We start from the raw sequence: 16,428 nt of genomic DNA, 5'->3' as shown, positions 1-16,428 counted from the left end.
TACCCAACCACTGTGCCGTGCGCAGGAGCGCCGCTGCAATCCTACAATTGACCGACCGCGACGGCGTGTTCCGATTCCCGCGATCCTCGCTCCACCGGCGTCCAAGCGTGGCGTCGCGCCAGCAACAGGCCTGCCGCCACATAGAGGGCGGCGCCGGCGAGCAGCGCGATCCGGAAACCGAAGCTGAACGCGAGCAGCAGGACCGCGCCGGAGCCAAGCACCGCGGCCGCCCCGTTCACCGCAAATCCCCAATCCACCAGCTCCCCCACCCGCGTCGAGCCCTTCGCAAAAGGCATGCCCATGAAAAAGCCCAGCGGCCCGATCAGCGCCGCGGACGCCGCCATCCGGCCCCACATCGGGTACAGCGCGCAAGCCTCCGCGCACGCGGTGAAGAAGAATACGTTGAGCAGCACCCAGACGACGACGCCCACGAACGGCAGAAAATCGGGCGCCGCGAGCGAGTAACGGCTGCCGAGACCGGAGCACAGCAGCAACACGAACAGGAGCACCGCGAGCGTGTAGGCGGAGGGACCGATCATCAGCGTGAACTGCTGCAGCAGCACCAACTCGATGACCATGAAACCCGCGCCGATGCTGAAGAAATAAAGCCACGCCGCTCCGCGCAGCCGTGGTCCCGGCCGGAGAAATGGCAGCAGATTCAGCGGCAGCGCCAGCAGCGCCACGAGCGCCACCACCACTACGATCAGCAGTTTCGAGATGGGAAACCCGCGGTATTCCATCGCATCCGGCGTTTTCAGCTTCTCCACGCTGACGTTTTTCATCAGCCCCTGCTGCGCGGTGAACGGCCGGTTGTCGTCCGCCGGCGAGAGATCCGTCGCCGAGTCGGGCTGCACACGCCGCCAGCCTTCGCGCACGATCCGGTCGATGAGCGGATTGGCCCCGGGGGCCGGCTGCGGATACACGCGCTGCATCAGCATCGGATCCTTCCCCGCGAGCGCGAGGAACGCGTGCTCGATCTGCGCCTCGCTGAGCGGCGCCCGGCCGATCAGCAGCACCTGCCGGCGTAGCTTCGGCAGCGCATAGACCGCGAGATGCCGCTCCGGCTCGCTGATCCCGCAGAGCCGCAGCCCGGCGAGGGCCTCACTGACGAGCCGGGGACCGTAGAATTGATGCTCGACGATCAGGAAGCCGCCCGGGCGCAGCGCGCGGTAGGCGTCGCGAAACGCCTCCGTGGTGAAGAGGTAGTTTTCCGCCAGCGCAAATGCGCCGCTGGCCAGCGCGGCAAACGTGTTTGAGCTAAGCGAGTAGATCACATCGAACTGCTCGCGATGCCGCCGCACGTAACTGCGGGCATCCTCGGTCACGACCCGCACGCGTGGGTCCGAATAGAGCCGGCCGGAGTAGGCGGACAGCGCGCCGCCCTCGACGAGCAGCCCGTTGATGAACGAATTCACCTCGACGGCGTGCACCTCGGCGGCGCCGTTCTTCAGCGCCAGCAGCACGTCGCCGCCTCCGCCGGCGCCGATCGAGAGGAACCGGCACCCGGTCATCGACTCCATCAGCGGCTGCGGATCGAGGAAGAACGGCGAGGGTTGGGCCCGCAGGTCCGCCCAGTTGCCGTCGAACTCGTTCACGGGCGTGTTGGCGGCGTTGTCGATGCCGAGATTTTTGTAGCCCTCGCCTTGCTGGATCTTCACCAGCGCCATCGCATCCCAATGTCGCTGCACGACGGGCAGTCGCTCCTGGCGTGGTTTCGCCACCAGTGACTCGCGCCAAGGCAGCAGCCCGAACGGAATGACCACCAGCAGCAGCGAGGCATAACGTCGCCAGCCGGTCAGCCGGAGTGCCGCCGCCATCAGCAGCGGCAGCGGCAGCAAGAGCGCCGTCGCGGGCGTGCCCACGCTGTTCATCAGAGCGATGGCGGCAACCACGCCCAGCGCCGCGCCGACGAGATCGGCGCGGTAGAGTTTGGGCATGTCCGCGTGCTCCCAACGAAAGATCAGCGCCACGACCATGCCGCCGGTGAAAAAGCTCGAACACAGGATCAACACCGCCAACGCGAGCCGCCCGAGCATCGCGGGGCTCGAGACGACCTGCACGAAGTCCAAACCAAGGTGCAGCACCGCCAGCGGCCCGCCGAGGGCGAGCGCTGCGGTGGCCAAGAGCAACGGCGCGAGCAAGCGCAGCCCCGCCAGCCGCGGGAACAACCGCAGCGCCAGTCCACCGAGTCCGAGCCCCATCACTGCCAGCGAGAGGATCAGGAAAGCGAAGGTGTAGAAAAACTCCGCCGACAAGAGTCGCGTCCAGACGATCTCGAGCGAAATCAACGAAAACGACACCAGAAAGATCAGGACGCGGGGCGCGCGGAAGAAAGCGGGCATGGACGCCCCCGGGACTAAACGCGGCCGTTTCCCGCGCAACCGGCTTTGGATGAACGGTCACTCCCCGCGGTCGAACCGCGCGCGCCACGAACGCGAGTGATTGCCCCGCGCCACCGCGTGCAACCGGTCGAACCCAGGCCGTTCGCCCTCTGGTCGGTTGGCGGGAAGTCAGCCAGGCGGAGCGCGTCGCGCGCAGCGCTCACCTAGCGAACGCCGTCTGGCTTTCGCCGAACACCCGCGCGTTCCGACGACGCCCCTGGCGGTTGTTGCACCGCGGCGAGCCCAGGCGGGACCGTCAGACCGCGGGGATCTTCTCGTGATTGCCGCTCAGCCGGCGACGCGTTCGTCCAGGGGCGGAGTATCAATCCCCAGCGCGTCCGCGAGGTCGGTGAGATGCTCCTGTTCCTGCGCGATGATTTCGCGCAGCACCTCGCTTAGAGCGAATTCCCCCAGCGCTTCGGCCTGACGAATTCGTTCGCGGTAGTTCACGATCGTCACGCGTTCGTTTTCGAGGTCGAAGCGAAGCATTTCCCTCGCGTCGTCCGAACGCTTCACCTCCTTGGGCGTGGCGACCGGCGAACCATTCAGGTAGTCGATCTGCTTGGCAATCGTCAGCGCGTGCTCCAACTCCTCGCTGGCGTGGCGCTCGAGCTCGGCGGCGATGTGCAGGAACTCGGCGCCCTTAATCGTCTGGCTGTAGACGACGTAGGCGATGATCGCCTGATACTCGCGGGCCAGATCCTCGTTCAACAGCCGCACCAGTTCCTCGCGGCTGATCGTCTCGTTCGATTTCATCATGATTGCGGCCGCACCCCGCGGCATTGCGTGGTACCGGCGGTGCGCGAGACCCCCAGGCGGGAAATCGGTTCGGCGCCACCGCCGGATTAGCAGCCGGGCTTTCCCCGAAGCGAATGTCTCATAATGAGCGCTCGCCCGCTTTTCGCGTGCGCCGCGGGAGTCGTCGGCGCGAGCGCGTCGTGGTTTATCGGTGACCGTGAGAAAAGACTTGCGGTTCAGCTTGGGACCGGTTGTCGCACGCGCAGGCAGCGAACGGATTTTTCCCCATGAATGCTCGATCTGCGCTTTTCCTCGGCCTCGCCCTGCTTCCCCTGCTCGCCCGCGGTCAACTCTCGTGCGGCGTGGCCGAACCGCTCGACGAGGGCTGGACTTTTCTGCTCCGCGATCAGCCGGAGGCGCGGCAACCGGAATTCGACGACCGCTCCTGGTCCCCGGTGAACCTGCCGCACGACTGGAGCGTGCAGGGCCGGCTCAGTCCGGAACTGGCCAGCTGCACCGGCTACCTGCCTGGCGGAGTCGGCTGGTATCGGAAGCAGCTGACGATTCCCGCGCGGCCGGGCGGCGAGAAGGTCTGGCTCTACTTCGAAGGCGTCTACAATCGAAGCGAGGTTTACTTCAATGGTCACTTCCTCGGTCGCCGCCCGAACGGTTACGTTTCGTTCTACTATGATGCGACTCCGTACGTACGGTTCGACCAGGAGAACACGATCGCGGTGCGCGTCGACCACAGCCGCTCGGCCGACTCGCGCTGGTACACCGGCTCCGGCATTTATCGTCGGGTCCATCTGATCCGCACCGGCGCGGTACACCTCGCCCCCTGGGGAGTGTTTGCCCGGTGCGAAATCACCCCCGAGCACATCGCGAGCCTCGTGATCGACACCGAAATCCAGAACAGCACTGATCGTGAAGTGCCCGCCGAAATCCGGCACGAGCTCCGCTCTGCCGAAGGCGAGGTGGTGGCCGCCGCGACGGACAAGGTGCTGGTCGGCGCCCAAACGGATCGCACCGCCCGCGTCACGCTCGGCTGGCGCGAACCGCGGCGCTGGAGTGTCGACCACCCGTACCTGTATCAGCTCCGGACGACGCTCCTGCTCGATGGCCGGGTGATCGACGAGACCACGACCCGCACCGGCGTGCGCACGCTGGCGTTCGATCCTGCGCGCGGCTTCATGCTGAACGGAACCAGCCTGAAGCTGAAAGGCGTCTGCCTGCACCACGATGCCGGCGTGCTCGGCGCGGCGGTGCCGCGCGAAGTCTGGCGACACCGGCTGCAGACGTTGAAGCGCATCGGGGGCAACGCCGTACGCATGAGCCACAATCCCCAGGCCCCCGAGCTCTACGAGCTCTGCGACGAGCTCGGCTTGCTCGTGCTCGACGAGGCATTCGACGAGTGGGAGTTTCCCAAAAGGAAATGGCTGCGCGGCTGGAATGTCGGCGAACCCGGCTTTGAGGGCTCGTATGACTTCTTCGAGGAATGGAGCGCCCGGGACGTCGCGGACATGGTCCGACGCGATCGTAATCATCCATCGGTCTTCGCCTGGAGCATTGGCAATGAGGTCGATTATCCCAACGACCCCTACTCGCATCCGATCCTGGACGGCGATGGATCGCGCATCAGCCAGCCGATGTTTGGCGGCTACAAGCCAAATCAACCCGACGCCCGGCGGCTCGGCGCGATCGCTCAGCGGCTCGCGGCCGAAGTGAAAAAGCACGACCCATCGCGTCCGGTGACAGCGGCGCTCGCCGGCGTGGTGATGTCGAACGAAACCGATTATCCCGGCGCGCTGGATATCGTGGGTTACAACTACACCGAGGACCGGTACGCGATCGACCATCAGAAATATCCGCAACGCGTGCTGTACGGCAGCGAGAATCGCCACACGCGGAAGGCGTGGTCCGCCGTCGCGGACAACGCTTTCATCTTCGGCCAGTTTCTCTGGACCGGGATCGATTATCTCGGCGAAGCGGGTCCGTGGCCATCGCGGGGCGCGAGCTCCGGCCTGCTCGATCTGACCGGCGCCGTGAAACCGCGCGGCCATTTTCGCGAAGCGCTGTGGTCCGACCAACCGGTTCTCCACCTTGGCACCATGCGCCAGCCCAAGGACGACCGGAAATCGATCGATGCGTGGCCGGTTTGGAACTACGCGCCGGGCACGCCGGTGCGGGTGCTCTGCTACACCAACGCCGCCACCGCGAGTCTGCGGCTCAACGGCCAGGCCATCGGTGAGGAGAAGCCGTATGATCCGGAAACGGGCGTGATCGCATGGGATATTCCGTTCGCCGCCGGAGAACTCGAGGCGATCGGCCGGGACGCCACCGGTGCGGAAATTTGCCGCAATCGACTCCGGTCCGCCACTGCCCCCGCCACGATGGAGCTGACCTGCGCCGACTCCGTGCTGGATCGGCACCGCGGTGTCGCGCTGATCGCGTTGCAGATGGTGGATCAGCACGGCGTGCCCGTGATGGACGCCGAGCACGAAGTCACCTGCAGCGTGGAGGGTCCGGCGCGGCTGCTCGGACTCGAAGCGGGCGACATGCGTGACGTCAGCGACTACACCGATGCCGTGCACCGCGTTTTCCACGGGCGGATCGTAGCCTACGTCCAAGCAACGGGGACCGAAGGTCCGGTCCGCGTGCGCTTCACGGCCGCGGAGCTGCCCGAAGCCGTGATCACGCTGGCGGCTCGGTAAGCCGGATCGGCCGGAGGTGGAGCGCCTTGCCCCCCAAGGCGCTGCATTTCCGCGTGGCGGAACGCGTGATCTCTCGGCTACGCCAGGGCAAAAGATTCACCCGATCAGGTGATAGCGAAAGGCACCCGCCATGCGCTACCGTGTCGAGCTAACGCTCCGCCCCTTTGCCCGACTTCGCTTTAGCTCGGGCCCCGACCACCCGGTTCGCCACCCCTCTCCCACCTCGGCTTCGCCGATGCGTTCATCGCACCCGGCGACAGCTGGGCTCCCCGACAAAACCCCGACAACCGTTCGTTCGTATTCGTTCGACCCGACACCACCACACTGGCCTGACAACATGAACACCAAGAGACCGAACCACCCCGTCTTCACGAGGCTGCAGGGACTCGCCCTGGCCGCGCTCGTCGTCAGCAGCACTTCATTGCTGCCCGCACAAACGACCGTTCCCACCCGAGACACCGCGGACGACGAGAAGGACGACGAGATTGTGCAGCTCTCCCCCTTTGAAGTCGTCGGCGACCAGGACCACGGCTACGCCGCGACCTCCTCGCTCGCCGGCTCGCGCCTCAACATGCAGCTGCGCGACGTCGCCTCGGCGGTGTCGGTCGTGACCTCCGAGTTCCTGCGCGACACCGGCTCCAACAATCTCCGGGACGTGCTCGTCTACACGACGAGCACGGAGGTCTCGGGCATCGGCGGCAACTTCTACGGTGGCAATGCCGACGACAACGCCTACCGCAATCAGATGCTCGCGAACCCGCAGAGCGGCACCCGCGTGCGCGGACTCAACACCGCCGACCTGACGCGCAACTTTTTCGTCACGAGCATCCCGATGGATGCCTACAACACGTCGCGCATCGACATTCAGCGCGGGCCCAACTCGATCCTCTTCGGTCTCGGCAGTCCGGCCGGCATCATCAACAACACGCTCAAGGACCCGAATCTCCAGAAACTCGAGGGCGAGGCGCAGTTCCGGTTCGGCAGCTACGGTTCACACCGCGAGATGGTCGACGTGAACGTGCCGTTGATCAAAGGCCAGCTCGGCTTGCGCGTCGCGGGCCTGAACGACGAAGCGCAATACCGGCAGGACTTCACCTTCAACCACGACAAGCGCGTTTACGGCGCGGCGCGGTGGCAGCCCAAGCTCGCGCGCAGCATCTTCACGCAGATCGATGTGAAGGCGGAGAAGGGCGAAATCCGCGGCAACCGCCCCATCGCCACCACCTCCGCCGATTTCATCACGAACTGGTTCGGCCCGCTCAACAAGTACCTGATGTACGATCCGCTGACCAGCAACGGCATCCCGCAGGAGCCGGATGGCACGCAGCATCGCGAGCTGTCGCACTACTTCGCCGGCGCGCCGGGCCGCGACTGGTGGAACAGCTCCCCCGCCACGATCTATCAAAGCCCCGGCGGCGACACGATCGGCAACGGCCGGCTCGACGCCTATCGCCAGCGCGATGGCTCGCCGTGGGGCGGTCTCAGTGGCGTGACCAATCCCAACTACGATGAAGGCGGCACCGGCGCATGGAATCGCAACACCGCCGGGTTCTTCTCCGGCAACGCGATCATCTCGGACCTCATCAGCAACTACCAGAGTGCGACCGGACGGACGTTCAACGGCTTTGGTGCCGCGCTCTGGCCCACCCAGATGATCCTCGATGGGCCGCTGGCCTTCATCGACCGGACAATGGCCGGCCCGAACAAGGGAGAGTGGAATGACTTCGACACCATCGATCTCTCCTTCACGCAGACCTACTTCGATGGCCGGCTGGGCTTCAACGCCGCCTACTACCGCGAGAACTACGAATCCGGTTTTGCCAACACGATCAACTCGAACCGCGTCAGCGTCGACGTGAACGCCACGCTCCGCGATGGTTCCCCGAATCCCGACGTTGGCCGGCCCTACCTCGTCAGTTCGAGTGCAGGTCGCATCGCCGAAGAGGACCGCGAGTCCTGGCGCGTCACCGGTTACTACAAGTTTGACCTCGCCGATTACCTCGGGCGCGAGCACTTCCTCAGCAAGATCTTCGGCGAACAGACCTTCACCGGCATCGTGTCCAGCCAGCGGTACGACAACTTCAGCCGCGACTTCAACCTCTATGCCTGGGATGCGAACACCTACGGCGTGCCGTTCCTGAATTCTGCCAACCACCAGGCGTGGTGGGGACTCCACTACATCGGCGACAGTCTGCAGAACGTCGCGACGTTCGACGCCATTCCCGCCTCGGCCATTCACGGCGTCACCGCCCAGCGCACGCCGCCGGCCAGCCAGAACACGCTCGTGTGGGACAACAACACGAGCACCTGGCACAACGCCTCCATCAGCCTCCTGAACTGGCACGACAATCTCGACGACCTCTACACGGGCGCCGCCGAAGGCTATGACACCACGGATTCGACGGCCTTCGTCTGGCAGGGCAAACTCCTGAACAACGCCCTCGTCCCGCTGTTCGGCTGGCGCAAGGACGAATATGAGCGCTGGGACAAACCCGCCGCTCTCGTCCGCGATCCGTTCAATGCCGTGCTGCCCTACAGCCCCAATTGGAACTACTCCACCGTGAAACCGCTCAAGGCCGACGAGCAGCGCCGGAGCTGGGGTGCGGTGCTCCACGTCAACGAGCTGCTCGAGCTGTTCGGGATGCGCCGGCTGCCGCGGGGCCTCGGCGTGAGCTTCACCTACAACGATTCGAACAGCTTCCGGCCGTCCGAGGTCGGCCGCGACATCAACGGCAGTCAGTTCCCCGCTCCGTCCGGCGAGACGAAGGACTACGGCGTGCTCGTCACCGCGCTGGACAACAAACTTTCGCTGCGCGTGAACTGGTTTGAGACGCTCCAGAAGAACACCACGCTCAACCGCGGTCCGTCGACCTACTGGGCCAAGGCCGGCATCGCGCGCACGATGAACACACTCGCGCAGGAAGCCTGGGGCTCCTGGAGTCCCAACGGCAGCCAGACCGCGCCCGAGGGCCTGGTGAACAAGTGGTTTTTCGGCAGTTCCTACGACGCCGCGCTCGCCGCTCAGCCGCTGCCCGGCAACTGGCGTGACCAGCTGAGCACACTCGTCACCCAACCGCTGCGGATTCGGAGCGCGGCAGTCCCGGGCTCGGGCAACTACGTGGCGCAGGGTGCCATCAATCCCGACACGAACCTGCCCTACCTCGCGCCGCCGCTCACCGCCGACGAGGTTGAATACCGCCGCGCCTGGTTCGACGCGCGGAGCAACGCCGAATGGTTCCGCCCGCTCAACCCGACCTGGGTCGCGGCCGAGCAGTTCGAAAAGATCTCCGGCGACGACTACCGCATCTGGGGCGAGGGTCCGCCGGCCGGACAGAAGCTTACCAATGATCTCAAATCAGAGGGCGTCGAGATCGAGCTCACGGCCAATCCGCTCCCGAACTGGCGGCTCACGTTGAACGCCGCCGAGATCAAGGCGGTCCGGAACAACATCCTGCCGGACTGGGCGCCGTTTGTCGCCGAGAACACGGACCTGTGGTTTGAGGGTTACAACAACAACCCCGGAGGACCTAGCCAGTTGAACTATTGGACGATCGACGGATTCTCCGACCTGCGCCACTGGGGCGGCACCACGACGTATTCGTCGGAACAGGATACGTTCGGCGGACGCATGATGCAGGACGTCTACGGGCCTTACGTGAACGCGATCTCGGGCGAAGGGGTGTCGGTCAGCGAGCTGCGCCGGTGGCGGCTCAACTTCGTGACGAACTACACCTTCCTCAGCGGCGCCCTGAAGAACCTGAACATCGGTGGCGCGGTTCGCTGGCAGGATGAGACCGCGATCGGCTACTACCCCCAATACAACTCCGACGCCAACATCTGGGTGACGAATGTCAGCCGGCCGATCTACGGACCGGCGGAGACCAACTACGACGCCTGGATCGGTTATGAGCGGAAGCTCGGGCACAAGTACGTCTGGGTTATTCAGCTGAATGTCCGCGATCTCTTCGCCGACGATACGCTGATTCCGATCCTGGCGAATCCCGACGGCACGATCGCGCAGGTCCGCATTCCGGCCCGCGCGACGTGGAGCCTGACGAACACGATCCGGTTCTGATCTCAGCTCTTTGCATGGTGGAACCCGCCACGGATGGCGGGTTCCTTTTTTAGTTGCAGCCGCTCAGTCTCTGCAGGAGCGCAGCCTTGGCAGGGCCCCTGCGGTTCACTGCCTGATGAGCCCGGCATGGTGGAGCGCGTTGCCCAACGCGCTTTTCTCCGGTCGCTGCGCGACCACGACCAAAGCACCATTGCCAACCTTTCAGCGCCCTCCATCGTCTCAGCCCACGAACGTCGCGATGATCAACGCCCCTGGATTCCGGCATTCGATCCGGCACGCGCGGTGGCTCTCCGTCCTGTTGACACTGGTCGCGGCGGGTCAGTCCGTGACGGCGATCGCCACCGAGACCGTTCTTACCACCGCGGCGCAGGTCCGCGCGTTGACCGAGGAGGAAGCCCGCCACGCCGTACCGGTGCGGCTGCAGGGCGTGTTCATGGGCGAAGCGGATCCGGAAGGCATCGCCTTCGTGATTCAGGACCAAACCGAGGGCATCTATGTGCAAGGCCCCGCGGAACTCGTGGCGGGACTGGTTCGCGGCGATCTGCTGCAGATCGAGGGTGTCACCGATCCCGGCGGCTTCGCCCCCTACGTGGTGGCCCGCAACATCACGAAAACGGGCCAGGGGCCGATCCCGGAACCGGCGCGCGTTTCGCTCGAGGAATTGAGCTCCGGACAAATGGACGCGAAGTGGATCGAAGTGTCAGGCATCGTGCGCAGCGTCGACCCGAAGCTGCCCAGCGACGTCGCGCGGCCGCCTCCGGGCACGCGCTACGCCGTCCCCTCTTCCGCCGGCGTGTCCGCGTCCAGTGAGGGCAAGGTGAAATTCAAACTCGCCTCGGGCGGCGCCCGGTTGGTCGTGCAGGTCTGCGGCGAATTCAATCCCGAGGACTACATCGACGCCGAAGTCCGGCTGCGCGGGCTGTGCTTCAACTTGCACAATCGCAATCGCCAGTTCGTGCGCCCGTTCGTGCAGGTGCCCCGCGGCGTGGAGGTGATCCGGGAAAAGCCGCCGCCGGAAAGACCCTTCGACGGCGAACCGTATCCGGTCGGCAACTTGCTTCGCTTCGAGCAGCTCACCGGCCAGCAGGGGCATCGCGTCCACGTGCGCGGCATCGTACTCCACCACCAGCCGGGTTACGCGCTGTGGATCCGCGACCGCGACCACAGCCTGCGCATCGATACGACGCAGGCCCATGAACTCCGGCCGGGCGACGAGGTGGACGTGGTCGGGTTCCCCGCCTTGCGCGACTACAGCGCGGAACTCGAGGACGGCATTTACCGCAAGCGCGGAACGCAGGCGCCGCCCGCGCCGCACGTGCTGACGGACGTCTCCAGCGCGCTGCGGCAGGACGGCGATCTGGTGCAGCTGGACGCACGGCTCGCCGAACTACGGCGCTTCCCCGACAGCGTGGCGCTCGTGCTGGACTGGCACGACACCGCGATTCGCGCCCAGCTCCGGCTGCCCGAACACACCACCGCGCCCACCGGCTGGTTGCCCGGCAGCCTGGTTCGCGTTTCAGGCGTGTGCTCGGTGGTGACCGACGAGGCCGGTCCGCTCGGCGGCTTGTGGGAACCGCGCTCCTTTCAACTGCTGCTCCGTTCCGCCGCGGATCTTGCGGTCGTTCAACCGCCCTCCTGGTGGAACGCGGAGCGGGTCGTCTGGATCTTGTCCGGATCGCTCGTCCTCGCGGTCGCGGCGGTCGCGGCCGTGGTCTTCGCGTCCCGCCGGCGGCTGCACGAGCAGGAGCGGCGCCGTGCGATGGCCGAGACAGAATTCGCCGCGATCCTGAATGAACGCAACCGCGTCGCGCGCGAAATCCACGACACGCTGTCCCAGGGGCTGGGCGCGATCTCTGTTCAACTGGAACTGGCGCGCACGCACGCCGGCGAGATGAGCGCACCAGTCCGCGATCATCTCGGCCTCGCGCACAAGCTCGCCCGCGCCGCGCTGGCGGATGCGCGGGATTCGATCTGGAACATGCGTTCCCAAGTACTCGAGCGATGCGATCTCGGGGAAGCCTTGAACGAGATCCTGACGCAGACCACCGAGGGCACGCGCGTGCAGCCGGGGATGCAGGTGGAAGGGCTGAGCCGCCGGCTGCCGCCCGTCGTGGAAAACAACCTGCTCCGCATCGGTCAGGAAGCGATCACCAACGCCAGCAAACACGCGCACCCCACCCGCATCGACGTGCGGCTGGCGTTCGATGGCCGCACCGTGCGGCTCACCGTCGAGGACGACGGCGTCGGCTTCGTCAACGGCACTCAGCCCAAGGGGAGCCGCAGCTTCGGGTTGGTCGGCATGAAGGAACGCGCACAGTTGTTGGGTGGCACGGTGCAGATCACCAGCGCTCCCGGACAAGGCACTCGCGTCACCGTCGTTGTCACCGTCTAGGTTCCTCCTCACTCAACTCTCTTCCCTCAGCGCTCAACTTCCGTCCCTCTCAACTCTCATCTCTCAACTTCTCGTCGCTCTCAGCTCTGGACTCTAGGCTCTCGGCTCCTTCTCCCCTTTTCCCCCGAACGAGTGAGAGGCACTCCGCAGAAGATGTGCTAGATTCGCTTGCTCCGCCGCAGCCACTCGCGTTTTTGACCACCATGCCCGGGACTGACTTCACCGCACCGCAAGTCACGCGCCCCGAATCCGGCGCCACGATTCGCGTCCTCGTCGTAGATGATCATCCGCCGATGCGCGTCGGGTTGGTCGCGCTCATCAGAAGCCAGCCCGGAATGGACGTCGTGGCCGAAGCGTCCGACGGCGAGGAAGCGATCGAGATCTACGACGACCTCCAACCCGACGTGGTTCTCATGGATCTGCGCATGCCGGGGATGGGCGGCGTGGAGGCGATTCTGGCCATCCGCAAAAAGGCCCCCGAAGCGCGCGTCATCGTGCTCTCCACCTACGACTGGGACGAAGACATCCACCGCGCCCTCCAGTCCGGCGCAAAATCCTATTTGCTCAAGGACATGCCGATCGAGGAGATCGCGAGCACGGTGCGGGCCGTGTACGCGGGCGACACCTCACTTCCGCGCTCCGTGGCGGAGCGGCTGACGGAGCGCGCGCAACGGGAGCAGCTCACCGAGCGCGAGCGCGACGTGCTCGAATCGCTGATCAAGGGTCGCAGCAACAAGGAAATCGCTTCCAGCCTGTGCATCTCCGAAGACACGGTGAAATCCCACCTCAAGACGCTGTTCGCGAAACTGCGCGTCCGCGACCGCACCGGCGCCGCGATCGAGGCGATTCGGCATGGGATTGTACACCTGAAATAGTCCCGCCCGATCCGCGGCGGCGCGGCCGCGTCGGCAGGGCGCGTTGTCCCCGCTCCCACTCACGCCATCCCTCCACCCTCCGCACTCACCCGATCAGGTGATGCGGCCAGCCGTACGGAAATGTTAGGCTGATCCCGTAGCTGATTCGACTTTCGGTGCCGGGCTCACGCAACCTCGGGCCGGAGGACTGCGGCCCCCGAGCCTCGCGACTTCCCCCATGACCTTCCTGCCCCTTGGTGTGAACTTCCCTCGCCTTCCGCGCTTCGCTGCGAGCCTGGTGCTCGCGATCTGGCCCGCGGCCTCGTTCGCAGCGGAGGCCGCTGCCACGCCCGAGCGCACCGGCGCGCCGCATCGGTTCGAGATCGGCGCGGACGCGTTCCTGCTCGACGGCCAACCGTTCCAGATCCGTTGTGGCGAACTCCACGCGCCGCGCGTGCCCCGCGAATACTGGCGGCACCGGCTGCAGATGGTGAAGGCGATGGGGCTGAACACCGTCTGCGCCTATCTTTTCTGGAACATGCACGAGCCGCGTCCCGGCGAATTCGACTGGTCGGGCCAGGCGGACGCCGCGGCGTTTTGTCGCGAAGCGCAGGCCGCAGGCTTGTGGGTGATCCTCCGGCCGGGTCCGTACGCCTGCGCCGAATGGGAAATGGGCGGCCTGCCGTGGTGGCTGCTGAAGCACGATGAGATCAAGCTACGCACCCGCGATCCGCGGTTCATCGAGGCGGCGCGCCGGTATCTTCAGGAAGTCGGCCGCGAGCTGGGTCCGCTGCAGGTTTCCCGCGGCGGCCCGATCCTGATGGTGCAGGTGGAAAATGAGCACGGTTTCTACGCCGACGATCCCGCCTACATGGGCGACATCCGCCAGGCGCTGCTCGACGCGGGCTTCGACGTGCCGCTGTTCGCCTGCAATCCGACGCAGCAGGTGCGGCGCGGCTACCGGCCCGATCTGTTTCCCGTGGTCAACTTCGGCACCGATCCCGCCGGCGGCTTCCGCGCGCTCCGCGAAATCCTGCCGACCGGCCCGCTGATGTGCGGCGAGTTCTACCCGGGGTGGTTCGACACCTGGGGCGCGCCGCATCACACCGGCCAGACTGAACGCTACCTCACCGATCTCGACTACATGCTCCGCACGGGCGCGTCGTTCAGCATCTACATGGCGCATGGCGGCACCACGTTCGGTTTCTGGACCGGCGCCGATCGGCCGTTCAAGCCCGATACCTCCAGCTACGACTACGACGCACCGATCAGCGAAGCGGGCTGGGCTACGCCGAAGTTCGAGCAATCGCGTGCGCTGCTTTCCAAATACCTGTTACCCGAGGAAACGCTGCCGGAGCCCGCGCCCCGCCACCGCGTCATCACCCTTCCGCCCACTCCTGCCGAGCAGGTCGCCGCCATTTGGTCGAACCTTCCTGCGCCCATCACCGACGAGTCTCCGCGCACGATGGAGCTCTACGATCAAGGCTTCGGCTGCATCGTTTATCGCACGCAATTGCCGGCCGGCCCCGCGGCGATTCTGGAGGCCGCGGCGATCCACGATATCGGCCAGGTGTTTCTCGACGGTCAGCGGATCGGCTTCACCGACCGCCGCTCGCGCCACTATCGCGTGCCGTTGCCCGAGCGCACCACGCCCGCGACGCTCGACATCCTCGTCGAAGCGATGGGCCGGGTTAACTTTGGCGTGGAAGTGCACGACCGCAAAGGCATCCACGGTCCGGTGACGCTGACCGCGTCCGGGCAGCCGCGCAGGGAACTTCGCGGTTGGCAGATTTTCCGTCTGCCGCTCGATCAGCCGATGCTCGGCACGCTCCGCTACCAACCGACTGGTGAACAGGAGCGAACCTCGCCGGCGCCGGCATTCTGGCGTGCGACGGTGAAGGTCGAACAACCGGGTGACTGTTTTCTGGACATGCGCCCGTGGGGCAAAGGGTTTGTCTGGGTGAATGGTCACAATCTCGGCCGGTATTGGAACATCGGCCCGCAGCAAACCATGTATGTGCCCGCGCCGTGGTTGAAGGCCGGCGACAACGAGATCGTCGTGCTCGACTTGATCGGGCCCGCAAACCCGGTCATCGCCGCGCTAGACCAGCCGATCTTGGATCAGCTCCGCCCGAAGCTGGATTTCGCGCCGTCGCGGCGGCGGCAGGTGACGTTGCGCGCGGATTTTGGAACGCCGGCGCACCGGGGCAGCTTCGACGCGAGCCCGGCTTTGCAGGAGGTGAGTTTCTCCCATGCCGTGCGCGGCCGCTATTTTTGTCTCGAGGCACTGAACGCGCAGGATGGCGGCCCGTTGGCCAGCGTGGCGGAGATCGCGCTGCTCGACGACTCCGGGCATCCGCTGAGCGCCGAGGCGTGGACCATCGCTTACGTCGACAGCGAGGAACGCGAGCAGGGCGACGGCACTGCCGAGAACGCGATCGACGGCCAAACGGCGAACGCCTGGCGCACGCAGTGGGGCACCGCGCAGCCCGGCTATCCTCACCGCCTCATCGTCGATCTGGCCGAGCCGCGCACGGTCGGCGGCTTCCGGTATGTTCCACGTCAGGGTCCGCCAGACACGACGGGGCGCATCAAAGACTATCGCGTCTTTGTCGCCGACGATCTGATCACTCCGTAGGACCACTTACGGGCGGTCAGCGTCAGTGATACCATCGCACGATCATGTAGGCGACCGCCTCGGTGTTGCCGAGGTTCACGATCGCGTGGGGCACGTCCGCCGCGTAGTAGGCCGAATCGCCCCGGCGCAACTCCGTCTCCTTCTCGCCCGATTTCACCTGCACGTGGCCTTTGGCCACCGTGAGAATCTCCTCCGCGCCGCGCGCGTGCGGATCGGACACCAGCTTGCCGTGTGGATGCAGGATGAGCTCGTAGAACTCCACCTGCTTCTCGAGATCGATCGGCGAGAGGGTCCGCAACTGGTGCTCGTCGTTGTCGAACAGAATATGGTTTTCGTCGTTCGCGCGAATCACCCGCCAGACCCGCGGACCATCGTCAGGCAGCAACCGCGCCAGCGGCACGCGCAGCCCGGTGGCAATCTTGCTCATCACCGCGATCGTCGGGTTGCGCTTTCCCTGTTCGATTTGCGAGAGCATGCCCTTGCTCACATCGCTGCGCACCGCGAGATCGCCGAGCGAGAGCTTCTGGCGATGACGTTCCGTCAGGATCTTTTTCGCGATTATTTGGGAGGAGTGTTCGGGAGTGTTCACTATGGTAAACAAAACGTTTGACGCCGTCCTGTTTACTATGGTGAACATGT

8 protein-coding genes are annotated in these 16,428 nt (G+C 65.5%); 5 read left to right on the top strand and 3 right to left on the bottom strand.

The annotated features are described in order from the left end of the window. Positions 1-41 precede the first annotated feature (41 nt). On the bottom strand, positions 42-2,342 hold the full coding sequence (locus tag OTER_RS14845) for a spermidine synthase (RefSeq protein ID WP_012375747.1): 2,301 nt from the start codon (positions 2,340-2,342) through the stop codon (positions 42-44). 327 nt (positions 2,343-2,669) lie between these two features. Beyond that, the gene (locus OTER_RS14840; RefSeq protein ID WP_012375746.1) at positions 2,670-3,140 is read right to left on the bottom strand and encodes a ferritin-like domain-containing protein; all 471 of its coding nucleotides are present in this window, start codon (positions 3,138-3,140) and stop codon (positions 2,670-2,672) included. Positions 3,141-3,406: 266 nt separating this feature from the next. On the opposite strand from OTER_RS14840, the gene OTER_RS14835 reads away from it, so the two are divergent. The 5 genes from OTER_RS14835 to OTER_RS14815 all read left to right on the top strand — a co-directional run bounded on the left by OTER_RS14835 (position 3,407) and on the right by OTER_RS14815 (position 15,789). Then, on the top strand, positions 3,407-5,830 hold the full coding sequence (locus OTER_RS14835; protein ID WP_012375745.1) for a glycoside hydrolase family 2 TIM barrel-domain containing protein: 2,424 nt from the start codon (positions 3,407-3,409) through the stop codon (positions 5,828-5,830). Positions 5,831-6,167: 337 nt separating this feature from the next. Next, positions 6,168-9,905, top strand: coding sequence for a TonB-dependent receptor plug domain-containing protein (locus OTER_RS14830; protein ID WP_012375744.1), 3,738 nt, complete (start codon positions 6,168-6,170; stop codon positions 9,903-9,905). Positions 9,906-10,143: 238 nt separating this feature from the next. Beyond that, positions 10,144-12,297, top strand: coding sequence for a sensor histidine kinase (locus OTER_RS14825; protein WP_012375743.1), 2,154 nt, complete (start codon positions 10,144-10,146; stop codon positions 12,295-12,297). Positions 12,298-12,500: 203 nt separating this feature from the next. Beyond that, a complete protein-coding gene (locus tag OTER_RS14820; RefSeq protein WP_012375742.1) occupies positions 12,501-13,172 on the top strand; it encodes a response regulator in 672 nt (223 codons plus the stop codon). A 217-nt stretch (positions 13,173-13,389) separates the two neighbouring features. Then, positions 13,390-15,789, top strand: coding sequence for a beta-galactosidase (locus OTER_RS14815; RefSeq protein WP_012375741.1), 2,400 nt, complete (start codon positions 13,390-13,392; stop codon positions 15,787-15,789). 22 nt (positions 15,790-15,811) lie between these two features. Here OTER_RS14815 and OTER_RS14810 read toward each other — a convergent pair whose 3' ends face one another. Beyond that, the gene (locus OTER_RS14810; RefSeq protein ID WP_052300393.1) at positions 15,812-16,378 is read right to left on the bottom strand and encodes a helix-turn-helix domain-containing protein; all 567 of its coding nucleotides are present in this window, start codon (positions 16,376-16,378) and stop codon (positions 15,812-15,814) included. Between the last annotated feature and the right edge of the window lie 50 nt (positions 16,379-16,428).

This window comes from Opitutus terrae PB90-1 (assembly GCF_000019965.1).
Lineage (GTDB): Bacteria > Verrucomicrobiota > Verrucomicrobiia > Opitutales > Opitutaceae > Opitutus > Opitutus terrae.
This window is presented reverse-complemented; position numbering and strand designations above follow the sequence as displayed.

Excerpts from the sequence above, each read along its gene's own strand:
- OTER_RS14830 (WP_012375744.1), top strand. The coding sequence starts at position 6,168 with ATGAACACCAAGAGACCGAACCACCCCGTCTTCACGAGGCTGCAGGGA.
- OTER_RS14825 (WP_012375743.1), top strand. The coding sequence starts at position 10,144 with ATGATCAACGCCCCTGGATTCCGGCATTCGATCCGGCACGCGCGGTGG.
- OTER_RS14840 (WP_012375746.1), bottom strand. The coding sequence starts at position 3,140 with ATGATGAAATCGAACGAGACGATCAGCCGCGAGGAACTGGTGCGGCTG.
- OTER_RS14820 (WP_012375742.1), top strand. The coding sequence starts at position 12,501 with ATGCCCGGGACTGACTTCACCGCACCGCAAGTCACGCGCCCCGAATCC.
- OTER_RS14845 (WP_012375747.1), bottom strand. The coding sequence starts at position 2,342 with ATGCCCGCTTTCTTCCGCGCGCCCCGCGTCCTGATCTTTCTGGTGTCG.
- OTER_RS14835 (WP_012375745.1), top strand. The coding sequence starts at position 3,407 with ATGAATGCTCGATCTGCGCTTTTCCTCGGCCTCGCCCTGCTTCCCCTG.
- OTER_RS14815 (WP_012375741.1), top strand. The coding sequence starts at position 13,390 with ATGACCTTCCTGCCCCTTGGTGTGAACTTCCCTCGCCTTCCGCGCTTC.